This window comes from Sporosarcina sp. SAFN-010 (genome assembly GCF_059415065.1).
In genome coordinates this window covers 56,911-75,440 of the sequence record NZ_JBPFDS010000006.1, presented here as the reverse complement: position 1 = coordinate 75,440, position 18,530 = coordinate 56,911, and the positions used below count along the sequence as shown (strand labels likewise).

The 18,530-nt window shown below is 39.5% G+C and carries 20 protein-coding genes; 5 read left to right on the top strand and 15 right to left on the bottom strand.

Features of this window, described 5'->3' with window-relative positions; genetic code table 11:
• Positions 1 to 52 precede the first annotated feature (52 nt).
• Together ACR65F_RS08815 and ACR65F_RS08810 are read right to left on the bottom strand one after the other, a co-directional pair.
• A complete protein-coding gene (locus ACR65F_RS08815; RefSeq protein ID WP_440504122.1) occupies positions 53 to 1,039 on the bottom strand; it encodes a LacI family DNA-binding transcriptional regulator in 987 nt (328 codons plus the stop codon).
• A 189-nt stretch (positions 1,040 to 1,228) separates the two neighbouring features.
• A complete protein-coding gene (locus tag ACR65F_RS08810; RefSeq protein ID WP_125101089.1) occupies positions 1,229 to 2,422 on the bottom strand; it encodes a DUF4317 domain-containing protein in 1,194 nt (397 codons plus the stop codon).
• A 263-nt stretch (positions 2,423 to 2,685) separates the two neighbouring features.
• Between ACR65F_RS08810 and ACR65F_RS08805 the strand changes: the two genes are divergently transcribed.
• Positions 2,686 to 3,108, top strand: a complete 423-nt coding sequence (locus tag ACR65F_RS08805) for an organic hydroperoxide resistance protein (RefSeq protein WP_039041405.1) — start codon at positions 2,686 to 2,688, stop codon at positions 3,106 to 3,108.
• 84 nt (positions 3,109 to 3,192) lie between these two features.
• On the opposite strand, the gene ACR65F_RS08800 is transcribed toward ACR65F_RS08805, so the two are convergent.
• The 3 genes from ACR65F_RS08800 to ACR65F_RS08790 are packed head-to-tail and all read right to left on the bottom strand — an operon-like array spanning position 3,193 to position 4,950.
• The gene (locus ACR65F_RS08800) at positions 3,193 to 3,534 is read right to left on the bottom strand and encodes a hypothetical protein (protein WP_440504120.1); all 342 of its coding nucleotides are present in this window, start codon (positions 3,532 to 3,534) and stop codon (positions 3,193 to 3,195) included.
• Between the two features lie 14 nt (positions 3,535 to 3,548).
• Positions 3,549 to 4,451, bottom strand: a complete 903-nt coding sequence (locus ACR65F_RS08795) for an anti sigma factor C-terminal domain-containing protein (protein ID WP_440504118.1) — start codon at positions 4,449 to 4,451, stop codon at positions 3,549 to 3,551.
• The gene (locus ACR65F_RS08790) at positions 4,438 to 4,950 is read right to left on the bottom strand and encodes an RNA polymerase sigma factor (protein ID WP_440504116.1); all 513 of its coding nucleotides are present in this window, start codon (positions 4,948 to 4,950) and stop codon (positions 4,438 to 4,440) included. The genes ACR65F_RS08795 and ACR65F_RS08790 overlap by 14 nt, the downstream gene beginning before the upstream one ends.
• Positions 4,951 to 5,149: 199 nt before the next feature.
• Between ACR65F_RS08790 and ACR65F_RS08785 the strand changes: the two genes are divergently transcribed.
• Positions 5,150 to 5,641 (top strand): hypothetical protein, encoded by a 492-nt coding sequence (locus tag ACR65F_RS08785; RefSeq protein ID WP_125101094.1) that lies wholly within the window; start codon positions 5,150 to 5,152, stop codon positions 5,639 to 5,641.
• Between the two features lie 72 nt (positions 5,642 to 5,713).
• On the opposite strand, the gene ACR65F_RS08780 is transcribed toward ACR65F_RS08785, so the two are convergent.
• The 4 genes from ACR65F_RS08780 to ACR65F_RS08765 all read right to left on the bottom strand — a co-directional run bounded on the left by ACR65F_RS08780 (position 5,714) and on the right by ACR65F_RS08765 (position 8,755).
• Entirely contained in the window at positions 5,714 to 6,463 is a 750-nt protein-coding gene (locus ACR65F_RS08780; RefSeq protein ID WP_440504114.1) for an alpha/beta family hydrolase, read from the bottom strand.
• Between the two features lie 30 nt (positions 6,464 to 6,493).
• Positions 6,494 to 7,111: an NUDIX hydrolase gene (locus ACR65F_RS08775; protein ID WP_440504112.1), complete on the bottom strand. Its 618-nt coding sequence runs from the start codon at positions 7,109 to 7,111 to the stop codon at positions 6,494 to 6,496.
• 240 nt (positions 7,112 to 7,351) lie between these two features.
• Complete coding sequence (locus tag ACR65F_RS08770; protein WP_440504110.1) at positions 7,352 to 8,128, bottom strand: TatD family hydrolase; 777 nt, start codon at positions 8,126 to 8,128, stop codon at positions 7,352 to 7,354.
• A gap of 51 nt (positions 8,129 to 8,179) precedes the next feature.
• On the bottom strand, positions 8,180 to 8,755 hold the full coding sequence (locus ACR65F_RS08765; protein ID WP_440504109.1) for a TetR/AcrR family transcriptional regulator: 576 nt from the start codon (positions 8,753 to 8,755) through the stop codon (positions 8,180 to 8,182).
• Between the two features lie 145 nt (positions 8,756 to 8,900).
• Here ACR65F_RS08765 and ACR65F_RS08760 point away from each other — a divergent pair, with 145 nt between their 5' ends.
• Complete coding sequence (locus ACR65F_RS08760; RefSeq protein ID WP_440504108.1) at positions 8,901 to 9,659, top strand: SDR family oxidoreductase; 759 nt, start codon at positions 8,901 to 8,903, stop codon at positions 9,657 to 9,659.
• Positions 9,660 to 9,920: 261 nt separating this feature from the next.
• Here ACR65F_RS08760 and ACR65F_RS08755 read toward each other — a convergent pair whose 3' ends face one another.
• Positions 9,921 to 10,997: a helix-turn-helix transcriptional regulator gene (locus ACR65F_RS08755; RefSeq protein WP_440504106.1), complete on the bottom strand. Its 1,077-nt coding sequence runs from the start codon at positions 10,995 to 10,997 to the stop codon at positions 9,921 to 9,923.
• 234 nt (positions 10,998 to 11,231) lie between these two features.
• On the opposite strand from ACR65F_RS08755, the gene ACR65F_RS08750 reads away from it, so the two are divergent.
• Complete coding sequence (locus tag ACR65F_RS08750) at positions 11,232 to 12,416, top strand: YhgE/Pip domain-containing protein (RefSeq protein ID WP_125101100.1); 1,185 nt, start codon at positions 11,232 to 11,234, stop codon at positions 12,414 to 12,416.
• A 47-nt stretch (positions 12,417 to 12,463) separates the two neighbouring features.
• Positions 12,464 to 13,003, top strand: coding sequence for a PadR family transcriptional regulator (locus ACR65F_RS08745; protein WP_039041394.1), 540 nt, complete (start codon positions 12,464 to 12,466; stop codon positions 13,001 to 13,003).
• 147 nt (positions 13,004 to 13,150) lie between these two features.
• Here the strand turns inward: ACR65F_RS08745 and ACR65F_RS08740 are convergent, their stop codons facing one another.
• The 5 genes from ACR65F_RS08740 to ACR65F_RS08720 all read right to left on the bottom strand — a co-directional run bounded on the left by ACR65F_RS08740 (position 13,151) and on the right by ACR65F_RS08720 (position 17,787).
• Complete coding sequence (locus tag ACR65F_RS08740) at positions 13,151 to 13,984, bottom strand: MetQ/NlpA family ABC transporter substrate-binding protein (RefSeq protein ID WP_440504105.1); 834 nt, start codon at positions 13,982 to 13,984, stop codon at positions 13,151 to 13,153.
• A 16-nt stretch (positions 13,985 to 14,000) separates the two neighbouring features.
• Positions 14,001 to 14,663 carry a methionine ABC transporter permease gene (locus tag ACR65F_RS08735; protein ID WP_440504103.1) on the bottom strand — a complete coding sequence of 221 codons (663 nt, stop codon included), beginning with the start codon at positions 14,661 to 14,663 and terminating at the stop codon, positions 14,001 to 14,003.
• Positions 14,656 to 15,402 (bottom strand): methionine ABC transporter ATP-binding protein, encoded by a 747-nt coding sequence (locus ACR65F_RS08730; RefSeq protein WP_052245690.1) that lies wholly within the window; start codon positions 15,400 to 15,402, stop codon positions 14,656 to 14,658. The genes ACR65F_RS08735 and ACR65F_RS08730 overlap by 8 nt, the downstream gene beginning before the upstream one ends.
• Before the next feature lie 145 nt (positions 15,403 to 15,547).
• A complete protein-coding gene (locus ACR65F_RS08725; protein WP_440504101.1) occupies positions 15,548 to 16,066 on the bottom strand; it encodes a YehS family protein in 519 nt (172 codons plus the stop codon).
• Positions 16,067 to 16,521: 455 nt separating this feature from the next.
• Positions 16,522 to 17,787 (bottom strand): MFS transporter, encoded by a 1,266-nt coding sequence (locus ACR65F_RS08720; protein ID WP_440504099.1) that lies wholly within the window; start codon positions 17,785 to 17,787, stop codon positions 16,522 to 16,524.
• Positions 17,788 to 18,530: the final 743 nt, after the last annotated feature.

Sequence of the window (18,530 nt, the reverse complement as noted above, 5' to 3'; positions counted from 1 at the left end):
AAGAAACTCTATGAGAAAAGATTATTCCTATTATTCATTTTAGTCAACACTTTTATGTAGTTTTTCTTTCAACGAATTTTCCATCCACCTCAATAATTTGTGCTAAACCGGTATAGGACATGATTTCTGCCAATAAATAATTCACAGTTTCCTCTATCATTTCTTCAATCGGCTGTTCCCAAGTCGTCAGTTCATATGCGGGCCAAGAAGCCATTTCAATATTATCAAATCCAACAACTTTTGTGTCTTGTGGAATACGAATATCATTTTTCCGAAGCGCATCAATTACTCCTAGCGCCATAATGTCATTAGCTACAAAAAATGCTGCCGGCAATCGCTTTTCTTCCAGGACAGTCATAGCTGTCTGATAGCCACCCTCATATGTGTAATTTGAGTTATATTTCCGATATGCGATTCTCTGTCGATCGAGAACCTCACAAAAACCTTTTTCACGCTCAATACTCGTAGATGTGTGTTCATCTCCAGTAATCAACACCAGCTCCGATGCACCTTTTGAAAGTAAGTATTGCGCAATCGACCGGCTCGCACTTAAATTATTGCAGCACACTGAATGGAACTCTCCTGTGCCTAGCTTTCTATTAAAGAAGACGAGTGGAATATGATTTTTCTTAAACTCTTCCCCTACCGAAAACGACATGGTTGCATCAGTGACTACCACACCCGCCACATTATAGTTCAATAACGTCTCGACATCCTCTTTTTGGATTTCATCATTGTTCGTATAGACAAACAAAATACTGTATCCATGTTGCTTAAATATTGAACTAAACCGTTTCAACACTTGCGCATAAAAAGGGTTTTGAACGCCTTTCATGACAAGACCAATAATATTTGACTGATTCGTTATGAGACTTCTCGCGTATACGTTAGGACGATAGCCAAGTTCTTCCGCAGCCTCAAGAACCCGCTTCTTCGTCTTTTCTGAAACAGAAGCTCCTTCAAAATACACCCTCGAAACTGAAGACTGGGAGACTCCTGCCAGTTTAGCTACATCCTTTGCAGTTACCGTTTCTCTCATTACGCTCATTCCTTTGAATTCGATTTCGCATCACTACCGATACCTTTACTTTATATTACTAGTTTTTTGAATTCAATAGTCCAAAACTAAAAAAACTGATTGCATTCATGCAATCAGCCTTTTTGCATCTTCCATTACGAATCTGCTATGCTCCTTCGTTTGTTGTAAGATGCTAACTTACCTACACACTTACGATTCAAACAATTCTTCTTCCATCAACGTAAATCCTTCAATCATCGTATCTTCTTCTACCTCGATTAAGAGACAGCGTTTGCCGTTGTAGTTAACTTGTTTCACGTATTTTAAATCTTGTGGGCTGATTGAAATATTTGCGACTTTCGTGCTGATTTTTATAGATTTTGATGTGTAACTCGGGACAACGTGGCTCGCTTTCAACTCATAGGATTCATCTTCAACTACAGATTGGAATGCCTGTTGTACTTTTTCGGTATCGACGTCTTCTGCTCCACTCAATTTCAATACGCGTTCCAATTCTTTTGTATCCAATGTCGGGACGTAATCCTCATCTTCACCTTCGTCTTCCACGGTCGTCATTCGGTTGAGTTCATCATAAACGTTGGCCAGCATTTTGGTATTGACTTCATCTCCCACAACGTGCTTAACAATTTCTTCAAACACTGCTTTGTCATCTTCAGCCGTCATGATTTCTTCGCCATCTAGCACATTCTCGATAAATTGATAATCCGGTTTGTTCGCCTTACCCGCAGCATACAAAATGTGATTCACATCCGCTGCATTATCCGTAAAACAAGGGAACAAAAACCCACCAATAGGCGAGGCTAATTTGACGACAGGATCAGTCATCTCGCTGGACTTAAACTCTCGTTCGATAAAGTCGAACACGAGTGAACTTTTCGGTAGTTCGGTGTGATTCATGCTACAAAGAATGAAAGGTGTTGTATACGCCTCGTCCCCTTCAGCCATTTCCAACTCTTCCAAGTTCTTTTTCGTCGGTTTATAATACTTCCCCCGAATGAACGTAATGACCAAGTCTTTTTCATACTGAGTGTCCTTGACCATTTTCTGTGCGATCAACTGCATGCTTTCTTTCCAATCATCCACTTCTTTTGTATGGAGTCCTGCGTACAAGAGCTGTTGGGTATTGTCTGTCTGCCCTTCTTTTACTTCCGCAAATCGCACCTCGAATAGTTTCATGGCGAGTTTTCCGCCTAACACCTTTTTAAAGTTCGCTAAAAATAATTCTTGTTGCTCCAGCTCCATTAACCCGAATGCTTGGCTCTCCTCGTGATAGATTTCATCGCTTTCCTGGCGAACGTAAACATTATAAATGTCTGTAATCATGAGTAAATCCGTATCTACTTTAAATTGTTTACGAATATCAGCAATGTCTTTTTTATTCATATAAAGTCCCTGCTTTCTATCTTTAAGATCGATTGTTTTGGATCTGACTTAGCTCACATCCAACATAGAGTGTTCAAAGTTCAGCACTCGCTTTTGACTCTCTTACATTATAGCAATAGTTGCGTACATGGAAGAAATCTTGAGGGTTATTGAAGACTTGAATTAGGCATTAACAATACCTATCTGTTTCCTATGCTTAAAAACTTGAGCATAGGGTAAACACTATCTATCGTACTAAATAGAAAATAAGGAGAAGTGATATCATGTCAGAAACACTATTCACAGCAACTGCAACTGCAAACGGTGGACGTGAAGGACACGTTCAATCCTCCGATAATGTCGTAAGCTTTGATACAGCAATGCCCGGAACTCCTAGAGCTAAAAAACTAGAAAGCTCAACAAACCCTGAGCAATTGTTTGCTGCAGGTTATGCAGCATGTTTTGACAGCGCACTGCAATTAGTCGCTGGCAAAGAAAAAGTAAAATTCGAATCTGAAGTCACTGCAAATGTCAGCCTCCAGAAAGACGAAGCGGACCAAGGCTTTAAGTTAGCCGTGAAACTTCAAGTTAAAGGTACAGGTATTGAAAAAGACCAGCTGAAAGAGTTAGTCGAAAAAGCTCACCAGGTCTGCCCATACTCAAAAGCGACGCGAGACAACATAGAGGTTTCTCTGGAAGCCCTATAAAAATTCATTAGCACAAGAAATCCCCCGAAATGTAGAGTACCCATTTCGGAGGATTTTTTCATTCTATTTGGGACGATAGACGTCTTATTTACGAATACTGAAAACCAATGCAATTAGAATACTGACACTGAAAATAACGATTGGAACTGTGAGTGTCCAAATATTCGCTAACGTGATGAATGCAATGCAAACGCCAATTGCTCCAAGTAATGCCGTTAAATAACTAGTTTCCCTCTCATTCTTCATAGCTCGATACAGGATGATGACAGGAATGTTAGATGCAGTAAGCAACAACAAACCAAACAATACATCTATTGAAAAGATTGAAGTTGCTCCAAATAAAAAGAAGGATATAATACTCACGGCACTTATATTAACTGCAAGCGCTGCAATGATGAAGATGACTTTTCGAACTATGTTAGACATGACATGTTCCTCCTCTAGTTGTGCACACTTGCTCCGATTGATATATTTTTTACGAAGTCGAGTTGTTGTAATTGTTGTAAATCATTTGCTGATCCTGTAACAACAGCACCAATTACTTCTGGAGATTCACGATCAATTGCTTCTTGAACTTGCATCAGAATCTCTTTATCTGTTCCTCGATTTTTGGAAATCGAAAGTTTCAAATCCTCTTGAAAGTGTTCTGCAGGATTTTCGAAACGGGCTCCACTTTGATCTACTGTAGAAATGCCGACAACTTCATCCTCAGTGAAAATGGGTTGCTCTTTTTGCATCGTCTTCACTTCATTTTCGTCAAATACATCAAGCCATAGCCAAGAGGGTGTAAGTGATTCAGGGAATTGAATTTCAAGTTCTTCGGGAGTGAAGGATCTGCTAAATGACAGCGCCACTTCATACAACGTATCCTCTTGAAGGGATGTTAAGTCTTTGTTGTATTCCTTATACACCACATTTGGATGCATGAACGTCGTCACCTTCTTCCCATTCGTTCGAAACACTCCATGTTCACTGGAAACGAACGCATCTACCGTATTATTTTTGTGCTGAACGGTTTTCAGTTCGACAGGGATACCATCTACTAACTTGTAAACTGGAGCAGTCGCACTCGATCCTAGTAACTTGGGGTGTTCTTGCCATTGACCGACATACATATTTGCTCCGAACACCGTGTAATAGGTTTCCACTTTTGCTGTATCTTGTGTCAATAGATAGGGGGTGATCCACCACTTGATGATGACTAGAAAAGCAACTGTTGAAAGTACTAGAATTAAATTGATGACCACGTTCTGTTGAATGTTCTTCCGTTTTGCTTGTTTAAATAGATTGGTTGAATCATCATGATTAAAGATTGCATCGAGATCGTTATCAGAATTTCTCATCGTTTTCACTCCATTTTTTCTTGAATGCAATGCGTGCCCTGTATAAAGAGGTTTTGACTGTATCAACTTTCATATCGAGCAGTGATGCGATTTGTTCATAGGACATTTCAAATTCATATTTAAACAACAGTAAATTACTAAAAGCAGGAGTTAACTCACCTAACACGTGCTGAATGGCCGCTCTGCTTTCTTTACCGAGTAAAATGGACTCGCCATCTTCTATCGACAGCAATTGCTCAATTCCATCTGGCTCGATGTACATCACAATTTCCCGATTCTTCTTTTTGCATAACGTAAAGTATTCGTTTCTTGCAACACGGAATAGCCAAGAAATCGGATTCTCCATCGTAGTGTGGATATTATTGACGATGGCTTTCGTAAATGTGTTCTGCCCAATATCCTCGGCATCTGGGAGAGAGGAACCGAGCTTCATCAAGTAGTTTTGGATAAACAAATATTTATCTTTGTATAGCATCGATAATAGGTCTTCTTCTGTCATGTGTCCGCTAAGCTCCTCTCTCCTATATAACAATCGAATTCGCAAAAGGTATACAGCCATTTCAAAACTTTTATAAAAAAGAGCAAGCCGCAACTGGCTTACTCTTTTACAGTACTATTCGTATCCTAGGATTCACTAAGTTGGAATGCAGGCATACTCTATGTAGACGTAACTCAAGCATATAGTGGGGGGAATTGAAATGATAAACTATCAAGCCTTTGCTGGCATCGTGACTGCCATTAATGACTTTTCTATCGGTCAGTATAACGAGGTGGGCTGTTATAAGCTAATGTCAGTTGATAATGGTTATGGAAACGTAGTGAATTTTGTAGTGGCTCCGACAACTTACTTTGTCGATCACGAAGTCGTATCAGTCGGGGATCAGGTAACAGGATTTTACGACGGTGATGCACCTGCGCCTCTTATCTTTCCACCCCAATTCAATGCGTTAATTGTAAGCAAAAATGTACGAGGACAATTTGTGAAAGTCGATCATTTTGATGATCAGTTAGTAAGCAGTGATCACACGTTACAGCTGAACATGAATCCAGCTACTAAAGTCGTCCTGCAGAATGGGCAGCCTTTCACTGGAAACCTGGCCAATCGAGATCTACTTGTCGTATATGGTGCAACAACTCGGAGTATCCCTGCTCAGACGACGCCTTATCAAATCGTTGTGTTATGTTCGTGATTTAAGTGTACCCTGCATGTGGATGAACTTTCTGCATGCAGGTTTTTTGCATTAAGGTAAGCAAGATTCTCTTCACTCGCTCAGTTCTCCCAAAAATTCCACAATGTATTTAACGGTGTCTTGAATTTGCTGATCCCCTGACAACGAAGAGTCTCCATCGCCTTTTTGATGACCATACTCTCCAAAACCACCGTGATTCCCACCTTTTATTTCGATGAATTCCGCATCATTGGGCATGATTTCCTTTGCATTTTTCACTTTCTCCAGATCTGCCACCTCGTCGTTGCTTCCCCAAAGGGACAACACGTTTAACGATGACTTGCTCAAATCAGTCTTACTTTGAGGATAGGATGCAAGTAACACAAGCCCTTCTACATTCTCATGATCCAGCACATAATCGGACGCCATCACACCACCTAATGAGTGGCCACCAATGACCCACCTTTTAATCTCAGGATGGTTACTTATAATCTCATCCGCATGATTGGGAGAAAGAATCGCTAAGTTAAATCTCAAGTCTGCAAGAATAACAGGATATCCTTTCGCTGCAATTTCTCTTGCCATCGTTGCGTAAGCAGGTGCCTCCACTTTCGCGCCAGGATAGAAAATAAATCCGATATCACGCGTCTCGGAAATCGGTTCAAATAGAATATCTCCTTCGTCTTTAACTATTAACTGATCATCTGTTTCTAAGCTTTTCTTTGCAGATGGAATTGCCTCATAGGAAGTACTGACGAAGATGAAGAATCCAGCTATCGCAATCAGCAGTAACGCTGCAATTCCTACAAGGATCTTTACTGTCCATGACTTCTTTTCTCTCATTTTCATGGCTCCTTTATGTGAGATACTATTTTATTTAATCAAATCGATAAAGTGCTTTAATATCCGAGCAGTCAATCCCCAAACAATATACTCTTCATATTCATAAAACCATTCTTCCTGTGAACGCTTTCCCCATTGGTACTGCTCACCATTGTAGATTTTATCGAACGGGAAGTCAGGCAAGGGCGCGGGTTGAACCGGCACTCTGTGAAGAACAGGTTCATGGTCAAGTAACCACTTCAACGGAATTGCAAAGACTTCTTCGACTTCGTCCTTATTAAATGAGTGGATAATTTCATTGTAGTCACACACCGCAACAAAGGGATAGACGACAAACGAAGGAGATGCAATATATGGACTCAGCTTTCCAATAATGTTGACGGTATCTGGATCGATCCCTAATTCTTCATGCGTTTCTCGCAATGCAGCATCCATTGGCGAAGCGTCTGCCAAGTCAATTCGACCTCCTGGAAAACTACTATCTCCCGGCTGTTTACGCATTGTCAGGGAACGCCTCTCAAAAACTACATGCCACTCGCCTGATTCTTGAACGAGCGGCACCAATACCGCCGCGCGAAATGCAGTTTCTTCTCCAATGAACAATGACTCATTGTCATTTAGTTGTTTCTTCCAATCCTCCAAGAACATAAAGTTTCTGCACCTCCATGCTTTCTCATAACGTTATCGTATCATTGGAGGGTGAATAATTAAAGAATCTCAAGAGAAGCTATTTCCAACCGTTTGTTTAACTTACAACACGTAAGAGAATTAGGGTGAAGATATTCTCCCCCGACAAAAAAGCACGAGATCATCCAAGTGAAATGATCTCGTGTTCCGTATGATTACAGTTTAAATTGATGTGCCAATCTATTCAGCTCTTCACGACCATTATATCCTATAAAATTTCCGGGTTGTCTCATAGATTTGTCGATAAACTTCTTCTACTCTCATCCCCTTAATATCTGCGATTGTTTCTATACTATGGTGCATCATGGATGGATGAGTCATCTTCTCTGCAAATCGGCCTATAAATGGCCAAGGTCCATCTGTTTCCACCATTAGTTGCGACAGTGGGGTTTGTTTGACTATATGTTGAATCTCTTGTTCATACGTAACATCGGGCGTAACCGATAGAACATACCCATTCCGAAGAACACGCTCTAGAACTGCGTCATCCCCTTTAAACCAATGGAAATGCGCCTGTGTGATGTGATAGCTTTCCAACATGTCACATACAAGCTCAGCATCTTCGTAAATAGCATGTAACACGATGGGTAAATCACAGTCTACCGCTTTGTGCATAAAGCGCTCAAGTAAATTCACATAAGGCGCTACATCTATCTCCGGCTCCTCCTGACGCAAATAATATGGAAGACCTACTTCTCCTATTGCAATAAGACAGTCATGCTTATCATCAATGAGCTGCATAATTCCTTCAAGCTCCCTTTCACTCGGCAGCGACTGTTCTGGATGATATCCGATAGCAGGTTTAACCCGACTGTCCATTCGAGCAAACTCCAACTGCCTAAGTGAAGAAGCTAAATTGTTTGAGACTGCAATTAATGATTCAACAGACGTTGCTTCTAATTCTTCTAGAATTTGGACACGTTCATAATCCTCATACATATCTAAGTGGATGTGTGCGTCAATTACGTTTCGGTTCATGAGTTGTCACCTGCTTTTGTAATTTTTCATTTAATCATAAACGGAATGCAATCAAGTACCCTTGGAATTACCTGATTGTATATTTACGATTTGGACGAGTTGTCGGTTTAAATAATCAGCGCTATAGATGAAATCCTTATGGTACCAATCAATGATGATTCCAATGATGGCATTCGCCTGATAAGAACAGTGCAGCTCGCGGTCAATTTCTTCATGCAATATCGCTTCTTGATCCTTAAGCAATAATTGTTTGATTTCTTCAAACAATAAATAATAGTACAGTAATGGGACTTTCTTTGAAAATACAATACGGTAGAAGTGCTGATATTTTTCAATGTGATGGAAAATACGTATTGTATCAGGATTTAATTCTTTTGTTTTCAATACAGTCACATGGCGATACGGTTCTTGATAGGATCTCGCCAAATCGGCAGTGATTTCTTTAAAGTACTCTTCAAATAGATCCTCCACTTGAGTATAGTGCAAATAAAAAGTACCTCTGTTCACCTTTGCTTTTCTACATATTTCTGATATAGAAATGGTGTCCAAGCTCTTTTCATCTAGTACCTCCAACAAAGCGTTGTGCAATGCCTCTTTTGTTTTTATCACACGCAAATCTGTCCGCATCCCTTTTCACCTCTTATTGAACAGCTTTTAATAGTTCTGTTTCTTAATGAACAACTATCAACTATTTGATTATTGTAAGAACTCACACTCAATACTATAATTTTATTGAACAGGTGTACAGTAAAATCAGAGGAGGCAGATTCAAATGAGATTAGAAGAAAAAGTAGCCATCGTCACTGGAGCAGCATCCGGTATGGGAAAAGCAATTGCTGTAGGGTACGCAAAGGAAGGTGCGAAAGTCGTAGTGTCCGACATCAACATGGAGGGTGCTCAAGCTGTGGTAGAAGAAATTAAAGCTTTAGGTGCAGAAGCGATTGCAGTTCAAACAAATGTGGTATCTGAAGAGGATGTGCAACGGCTATTCGATGAAACAAAAGAAGCATTTGGTAAATTGGACATCCTTGTAAACAACGCCGGTATCATGGATGGGATGGAGCCTGTTGGAGAAGTTTCAGAAGAACAATGGGAACGAGTTTTCTCTGTGAACACTACGGCCGTCATGAAATCGATGCGCATTGCGGTCAACCTATTTATGGAACAAGGACACGGCGCTATCGTCAATAACATCTCTGCAGGCGGGCTTTACGGTGGTCGTGCGGGAGCTGCGTACACAGCATCAAAGCACGCAGTCGTCGGTCTAACAAAAAATACGGCATTCATGTACGCAGACAAAAACATTCGCTGCAACGGGATTGCCCCGGGAGCCGTAGCGACCAATATCAGTACTTCCATGAAAAATATAAGCGAGTTTGGCGCACGTCGCCAATCACTTGGTATGTCCCTGAACCCGCGCGTCGGACAGCCTGAAGAAGTAGGAGAGTTGGCCATCCTCCTAGGATCGGATGCTGCGAGTTTCGTGAATGGACAGGTAATTGGTGTAGATGGAGGCTGGACTTCCTATTAAGGAATTGGAATTGTGTAGGCGTGTCTTTAGAACTTGAGAATAGTCTTGAATGAGATTAGTTGAATCAGACCCTTTTTAAAGACCAAAAGACCCGTGCGTTGCGGTCTTTTGGTTTACTCGTGATACGGATTATTTTATTAGTAGTACGTACGAGTTAAACAGAAATTTATATTTTACTTTGCACGATCTGACGGTTTACTAATCCACTGGTACAGCTGCACTCCTTATGCGCTTCTTCTAAACAAGCTCAGTGATATTCCCTTACTGTGCTCTATTTATCAGCTCTATATACTGAGTGTCTCCATACCCGATCATCGGGAAAACCTCAAATAACCGCTTAAGCAATTCGGATTGAGACAATTGTTTATTTCTTGCAATGTATTTAGTAACAGGATTGTTTTCTGTCTGCATTTCTAGATACAACTCGATTGCCTGGTACAACACAGGCAGCACTTTATGTTTCGGCTTCTTGTGATTCACAAGCACGTCTTCATAGACTGAATAATAGGTTCCTAAAGCAAGTTCAGTTTGAGTTACTTTAAATTCGTCCTCTCTAAAACTATTTAAATACACCGTACCTTTATAATCCGACTGCTCAAGATACGCAAGAACGGTTAGAAGATTCATCTGACAAAACATATCTTCACCAAACCACAAAACTATATAATTATAGTTTTTCTGATTGAGATTTATTAAAGGTTGCATTACTTTAGAGATGTAACTTTCCATAGAGACATGATGTCCTAAAGCACGTGTTTCAATGAATGTGGAATCGAAAATTGGAATTGTCGTTTCATGGACACACATCGCTTCATTAAATGGGGCATAATCGGAATTTCCCATCAGTTTTTTATTTTTGAACTCCTCATACATGACTTCCCCATTTAAGATATTCAACACATCCCGGTCAAATAATTCACTCTTTTCACTATGCAAGTTTGCTACTTCTGTTTCTCTACGAGTATTCATACTATCTCCGTCCTTTCCTGGATGAATTATTAGTTTGGCAATTGATTGAACTGGCATTTGATGGCGTTGAAAATCTCTTGGACTCACACCAAAAACTGATTTAAAAGCTCTGCTATAAGCCTCTTGCGATGAATAGTTGTAATCAACAGCGATATCGATGATTTTACGATTCATTACTAAATCTCCTGTAGACAAATATAATCTTCGAAGCAAAATGTAACGCCGCACACTAATACCGGTTGCTTGATGAAACTTAAAAGAGCAGTAGTATGTGGAATACCCCATATGACTTGCTAACTCGTCCAATGAGAACTCCCCTTGTAAGTTGTCTTCTATCCAATCAATCATTTGCTGAATACACTCATTCAATTTCATCACTCCTGATTATCAGTATACGCTGTAGCTAGTCCATTCATATGATAGTTGTTGTGCTGATTTAGCACTTTCACATTTCACTTGCTACAAATTCCATCTGATCCTTATCCAATCAAAATAGTTGACTTCCTAAGGAAAAAGAATAAAATGATGAGATACTTTAAACAAAGTACTTTTTCTAAAGTCCTTAAGTTAAAGTGTATATTGAATTGGAGAGAGGAAAAACACATGAAATTCACACAATTTCTAAAAACAAGAGGTTCCATTGCCGCCATCATTATGGGGGTATTCTATGCGATTGCCATGCTAGGGGTCTTCTTGCCAGGTTATACGGCTATTCCAGGAAATATTGATAAGTTACCGATTGCAATCGTCAATGATGATGCAGGTGACTATGGGGCAAAAATTGCTGATCAATTACAAGAAAACTTACCTTTTAAAGATATAGAAACAGATATCAAAAACAAACAGGCACTAAAGGATTTAGAAAAAAATGATTTAGCTTTAGTCGTTCATATTCCCGAATCATTTTCTTCGGATATGCAAAACGGTGAGACATCATCTAGTATCGACTTTACAATTAATGACGCAGGAGCAACAGTCATTTCTTCTTCTATGAAGTCAGTCGTTACAGAAATTAATAATCAGCTGAGTGAGCAATTCTCTCAACAAACTGCACAAAGCGTTTTGATGAATTTTAATGTACCTGAAAAGCAGGCCGCTGAATTAGCCGAGAAAATTGAAACGGCTTATGTCGGAAACGTGGTAACCGTTAACAAAATACCAGATGGCATGCATAACAATATGCTTCCTATGTTCCTAACAATGGCGAGCTATATCGGGGCTATGATTGGATCCATGCAATTAGTAGAAGCTTTTAAAGAAAGCCGTGGAAAAGCTAGCAAGACGCGACTATTCATCTACTTACAATTGACGGCTCTTTTAATAGCAGTGTTATCTTCACTAGCCGCTACAGGAATCACCTATTTAGTGAACCAACCTGATGGAAGCTTATTCTTGAGTATCGTAGGTCATCAAACTCTGATCTACATGGCAAGTTTCAATTTCACAGCGATTCTAATTTTCTTATTTGGATCAGCTGGTATGATTCTCAATATCCCACTAATCTTCGTACAGACTTTAGCAAATGGGGCAGTCATCTCACGTGATATGATGTACAAGCCATATGAATGGGCGAGTCATATCACACCTATGTATTATTCAGTACAAGGTTACTTAGCAGATTTATATGGAAGCATTAGTCCAAGTCCATTCCTTTGGTCTCTAGCTGCAGTTGGTTTAGGTGCAATGGTCATAAATATCATAATCGTTGCGACCGTTCACAAGTCCAAACCAACTGACAAGTCCGCAACAAGGACTGAAATCGAAGAAATTACTAAAGTGTTGTCTTAATCATGTTATAATAAGAATAATTTATTCTTATTAAAGGGGCATTGCGAATGAGCATTCAAGTGTTTATATTAAGCAAACTAATGATAGGAAAAACCTATCCTTATGAGCTGAAAAAACAAATGTCTGAACCCATTCCATTGGACGAATTAGGTGGAATCACAGAGAGTAAGCTGTACTATCACTTCGATGCTCTGGCAAAACACGGTTTAATTGAACCTGTTGAAATCATAAAGGAAGAACATCGACCGGATAAACAAGTATTCGCGATTACGGCTAAAGGCCGTGAAGAGTTCCCCAAAAAGATTTATAAGTTATTTGAAGCTGCCAACGACATTAATGACATTGTAATCGGCTTAGCTAACATTAAATACGTTGATTCTGAAAAAGTAGTAATCCTTTTAAAAGAGAGATTGGCCCATTATAAAGCGCATTGGGATCGTATCATGAATTTTGAAAACACTACTCGTAGAGACAAAAAAAGTGAAAATCTCAATGAACTGCTTATTGGATACTTTACAACAAAGTCTGATCACACCATTTATTGGCTTGAAGAAGCCATTAAACAAATTGAACAGGGCAACCTATAAAAGGGACTCTCCAGAAAGTCAGTGAGAACTGATTTCTGCGAAAGTCCCTTTTGTTTGTTCAGATACAAAAACAATGTGGAAAGAACGGAATTGGAAAAGGCTTTAAGAGACAGGGATCCCCGCTCTTAAAGCCTCTTTATGTTTTAATCAGAATGCTGGAATTGCCGTTTCGTCGTAGTTGTCTTCCAAAAACTTACGGACCTCATCGGAAGTCATTGCTTTCGATAACTTTTGAATCGGTTCCGAATCTGCATTATCATCACGGGCAATTAGCGTGATTGCAAAGTCATTTTCGACGCCTTCAGTTAGGAGTGCATCGCTTTTCGGCGTCAGGTTCAGTGGTGCTGCATAAGCGGGGGTCATGATGACTGCATCTGCGTCATCATACATTCTCGCAAGCATCAGTAAATCCACTTCTTTGAACTCGTAGTTCTTCGGATTCTCTAAGATATCTGCTTTGGTATAGTAAGGTCCATTTTTTTCTTTTAGCGAAATGATGTCTTGCTGTGCTAGTAATGCTAATGATCGGTCAATATTTGAAATATCATTTGCAATTGCAATGCTCGCACCCTTCGGTAATTTGCCCATGGTGTCGTAGTCTTTTGAATAGACGCCATAATTGGCAAAATAGATGGGAGTAATCGGAACCAGTTTCGCATCATTGTTGCGATTGAACTCTTCCATATACGGAACGTGTTGGAAGAAGTTTGCGTCTACTTCTTTCGCAGCAAGTGCACTGTTCGGTTGAACGTTATCCCCCAACACAACTATTTCAAGGTCAACGCCTTCTTCCGCTAATTTCGGTTTAACCAGTTCAAGAATCTCCGTCATTGGTGGAATTAATGACGCGACTTTCAATGTAACAACTTCGTCTTCTTTTGCCGGAGCCTTTTCAGGTTCATTGGCAGAATCCGATTTACTACAGCCTGCTGCTACTACAAGAATCATACTCAACGCTAAAAATAAAAGAAGTTTTTTCATTGTTTTCTCCTGTTCTTTATCTTTTGTCTATCCATCTAGATACAGACGTCCCCGTAAATTGGATGAGCTGTACCAGAATGATCATGATCACAATCATATAGATCATTAAATCTGTCTTAAACTGCTGATAGCCATAGCGGATCGCAAAATCACCGATTCCTCCGCCTCCTACCACTCCCATAATAGTCGAATAAGAGATGAAGCTAATGATAGAGGTCGTTAATCCGAGGACGAGTCCGGAACGGGCCTCCACGTAAAGAAACTTAAAGATGAGTTCTTTCAAAGAAGCGCCCATCGAAATCGCCGCTTCCATCACACCTTTTGGCACATCCAATAACGCTTGTTCCACTAAACGAGAGTAATGAGCAATCGCGATGATTGAAAGTGGCACAGTTGCAGCTGCGGTGCCGATTGCTGTTCCAATCAGAAGTCTGGTAAAAGGAATTAAGAAGACGACTAACAATAGAAACGGAAAGGAACGGACCACATTCACTAATAAGTTGACAACCGAAAAAACAACCTGATTTTCAAAAGCTTGTCCCCTACGACAAAGGTATAACAACGTTCCCACAGGGAGCCCAATTAGAATAGCCGCAAGGATGGAAACCCCCACCATGATGAACGTTTCTCCAATCGCCTGCCAAATTTCAGCTTGGTATTGAACGAGTACTTCAGGCATCGCGATCACCATCTTTCATGAGCTGTTCTACAAAGTGATTCGCAGAGCTTTCCGTCGCCTGAATGCCTTTAGGTGTAATGGACAACGTATCATGGACAGTCCCTTCCGTAAGCACAGTTACACGGTTGCAGATGCTTTTAATGACCTCCATCTCATGACTCACAAGGACAATGGTGACCCCAAGTCTTTGATTGATATCCGCTAAGACTGTGAGGATTTCAGCGGTCGTATGGGGATCAAGAGATGAAGTGGGTTCATCACATAACAGCACATGCGGGTGGTTCGCAAGCGCTCTTGCAATCGCAACCCGCTGCTTTTGACCGCCACTTAGTTGCGCGGGATACTTGGCCTGAAAGCTTTCAAGTCCAACAAATCGCAGACACTCCAAGGCTCGGTTCCGACGTTCATCTTTAGGATACTTTGCGAGTTCAAGTGCGACAACCACATTTTCGTACACGGTTTTATTGGCCACTAAGTTGAAGTGTTGAAAGATCATCCCGATCGATTTACGAGCTTCCCGAAGTTGCTTGGCGTTGAGTGCGGTCAACTTTTGGCCGTTCACCTCAACTACTCCATCATCTGGTGTTTCCAACAAGTTCATGAGTCGCAACAACGTCGACTTTCCTGCACCACTTGCTCCAATGATGCCATGGATATCACCTTGTGCAATCGAGAGTGAAATGGGTTGAATGACTGGAACACCGGTAAAACTTTTACTAACATTATGTAGTGAAATCAAAGATACTCCCCTCTCTCTAGTTGAAAGGTGGCTGCAACCTTCATGATTATAGCTTATCACGTATTCGCTGTCATATTATCTGCAGAGCAACTAAAAAAGGTAGGCTCCGATAACGATTCGGGGCCTACCTAGATTGTCATATGTTTTATGCTCGGTAAATTAAGGCCAATCCTTTTAGGAAGTTTCTTGCGTACCGATCGCCGCACTCTTTATAATTCCGATGTCCTTCTTTTCGAAGAACCGCACTCAATTCACTTTTTGACACCGTGACACCTACGTCATTTAAGATTTCAATCATTTCCTCACTAGTTAAGGAAAGTGCAATTTTCATCTTCTTGAGCAAGATATTATTTACGTTTCTATTGTCGGCTGTCATTAAGAACTGATTTTTGAGAGTCTCAGGAGTTTCCTCTTGCGGTCCTCTTTTTAATGTTACACACCCGTTTAAAAATGACTCTAATGTCGTGTTGTCGATCATTTTAATGTACTCTTCGTCTGGCGTTTCTCCATCCGCACTAACTTTTGACTTCGATAACATGTCTTGGACTTCTGTCTTTGTTGTTTCGATTCCGCCTAGTGCGAAAATCTCAACCATTTCTGCGTCTTTTATGTCGAGTGCGTATCTTAGTCGAGTTAATATATCGTTATTATTCAATATGCTCACCTAAACCTTTCTAATTCGTACAGTAAGTATTAGTATAATGCTTTTTCTTATTCATTGCTTCCCCTTGCCATCCCAATGCCGAATTTATCTCGGCATTTCAACTATTATTAGAGTGGTTGAACTCCTAATTCAGTTAGTAGTGATATTAATTTCCCTCATCTATTCTTGACATGCCTAATCAGCGACTGTATACGTCCAATAGCGCTCTTTGCATTGTTAACTATTTAAAGAATAAAAAAAAAGAAGTTAGCGATAACTTCTCGTTGCTAGTTCTTTATTATATTTACGCAACTTTATGCACTCCATAAAAACTAAGGACATTTCCGCCTAAAATAAGGATCGCCGTACCTCTTTTTAATAAAGTCCACCTTTATAGGAATGCACGAGGATTCTTAATTAGGTAAACACCGTATGGCTTATCCATATACTTTGCTTAAAAACACTTTAACCTATTATTAATTCCACAATCCTGCTTTTTCAAATTTCTTTTTTCCTTTAAATGCGAGGATAATGGCTCCCACATTCAAGAGAAACATTATAAAAATTCCATATAGCACATAAGTGTAACTACCTGTAATTTCAAATATAAAACCGTATCCAGGTAACGCAACAATACCTGCAACTGCCAATCCCGTTATAGCAAGTCCATAAATTTGACTGAACTCTTTATTACCAAATAAAGCAGTTGTCAAAAGTGGCCCTAATGTTCCAAGAGATGCAATAACAAATCCATATAGGCCAGTAGCTAGTGTAAACATTATTGGGTTTTCAGGAACTATTATAAGAATTCCTACTGGAACTAACCCTAGAAGCATGGCGGAAATCGCTGTATTCTTCACTCCTATTCTATCACTGAGAAAACCGAAGAAGATCGCTCCAATTACAATACCTACCGACCATGCGCCCATTGCATTACCCGCAAACTTGATATCATAACCCAACCCCATTGCGAAAGGTGCAACATGTTGGTTAAAAGCAGCTATTGATGTTTCAAAGAAGAAGAAAAATAGTAAATAATAAAATACACTTGATTTTTTTGCTATGGCAGCAGTAACCCCGCTATTTGTTGTTGATTGAACTTGAATCTCTTCATTTGGCTGAACTACATCCTTACCATATGGCTCTAAACCTTTATGTTGTGGAGCCTTTCTAATCGTTAATAACACAACAGGAATAACAACCGTCATTACACCTAACCCTAAAATAATATACGTATTTCTCCAACCCTCACTTGCGATTAAGTTACCTGCTACCGGTTGAAGAAATGCTCCTATTAAGCCTCCAGCTCCCACCATAATACCTATAGCCACGCCTTTGTGCTTTTCAAACCAATTATTAATAAGTACAGGACCCGCCAATTGTGTTACAAATACAGATCCCATTGCCATAGGTATAGCAAACAAATACCATCCCCATACGGAGTTCATTAACCCAAACATTGCAAAGGAGCCTGCCTCCAAAATTACAGCAGTCACTAAAATTATTCTAATATTATATTTTGCAATCATCTTACCTGCAATCGGTAGTGATATCATGGTTACAATTGATGAAATACTAAAGTACAATGTTAAACTTCCCATTCCAATCCCTAAATCTTCTGTAACCGGAGTTAAAAATAGTCCACCAGTTGTCAAAATACCACCTTTTGCAGCTCCGACCATTACAACTAACCCTACTAATACCCACCAAGCATAGTGGATTTTTTTCTTTGACTGACTCATGATGTTTTCCCCTATTCCATATTTCATTTCTATTTTCAAAGTAACTGTCTAACGTCCTTTTCTACTTTGAAAGAAGTTTTATGATGAAAGTGCCGTTATTAAAGAGAATTCTTCAGGTTAATATATCCATCATTAAATTTATTATTACCGCCTACTATACTTGCTCCTTCCCACACAGTTCCTTAAAAAATTATTTTATTTAAAATACAAGCAACATTCATAATTATAGTGACTTTTAATAACCAAGTTACTTTTCGTAACAATAATAAACCTCTGTGGATAATGTGTCAATGCTATGAACTTCGTTGGAATAATAAGATAAATTTAAATAATTCATATGTATACCATTTGCGAGTTTTGTTATTAATTCATAAATTACAGATAGGTATTTTAACAAATACACTTCTGCTCTAGTATTACTTCAAACATAAAAAATAAACTGAAATTATTAATTCTATTAAAATGAATAAAACCCCGTCATATTTAATCGACGGGGTTGCATATTGTCAAACTCGCAAATATAAACTAAGAACACACCTTGTAACAATACTTCTAAGTAACAACTACAATAGGTATTTCTTTATGATCCCTTACTGATTGGGTCTCATATTAGTTTGAAAGAAACGATAGAATTTCAATGGAGAGTAACTCGAGTAAACCCTGTATGATTTCTGTTAATCAACACGACTGACAAAAATAATAAGAACCTTATTTACTTTGATACGGTTCTCAGTCTTAGGGAT